The 692-nt window shown below is 73.1% G+C and carries 1 protein-coding gene; it reads right to left on the bottom strand.

The features are described 5' to 3' along the window. Positions 1 to 692 (bottom strand): cysteine desulfurase family protein (locus tag QN345_RS19640; protein ID WP_323509189.1); only part of this gene is annotated, 692 nt, incomplete at both ends.

The following is a 692-nucleotide window of genomic DNA, read 5'->3' as shown; positions in this document are numbered from 1 at the left end:
GGCCGGTGTGGGGGGGGGAGGGTTCGTCGCTGCCCGCCGCGCACGCCGAGCCGCTCGAGCAGACGATCCCGTGTCCTTCCAGCTCGAGCAGCACGGCCTCCCCGCTCGTGCCGGGGAACACGAACGACGCCGTTCCGGGCAGGCGCTGCAGCGGATGCCCGGTGAGGCGTGCGCCCGGCGCCGCGCCGAGCACCTCTGCGATGAAGGTGTCGCGGAGGGCCGCGACCCTGGGAGCATTCGATGCGCGTTCGGTCTCGGCGAGCCGCAACGCTGTCGCGAGGGCTACGGCTCCGGCGACGTTCTCGGTGCCGCTCCGGTTGCCGCGCTCCTGGCCGCCGCCATGCTGGACGGGTTCGAGCGGCACCCGGCGACGCAGGAAGAGCGCCCCCGTTCCCTGGGGCGCCCCGAGCTTGTGGCCGGAGATACTGAGCGCATCGACTCCGAGGTCGGCGACGGACAGTGGCAGCCAGCCGGCGGCCTGGACGGCGTCGGTGTGGAACGGGACGCCCTGGGCGCGGGCGAGCGCGGACAGATCTCTGATCGGCTGCACGGTGCCGACCTCGTTGTTGGCGTACTGCACCGAGACGAGGGTCGTGGCGGGGGTGAGCGCACGGGCGAGGTCTGCCGGATCGACGAGACCCTGGGCATCCACCGGCAGCAGGGTCACGTCGAAGCCGTGCAACCGGTGCAGG

This window comes from Cryobacterium sp. 10I1 (assembly GCF_035019805.1).
GTDB classification, from domain to species: domain Bacteria; phylum Actinomycetota; class Actinomycetes; order Actinomycetales; family Microbacteriaceae; genus Cryobacterium; species Cryobacterium glucosi.
Note: the sequence above shows the minus strand (reverse complement) of the source record. Positions and strands in the feature narration are given on the sequence as shown.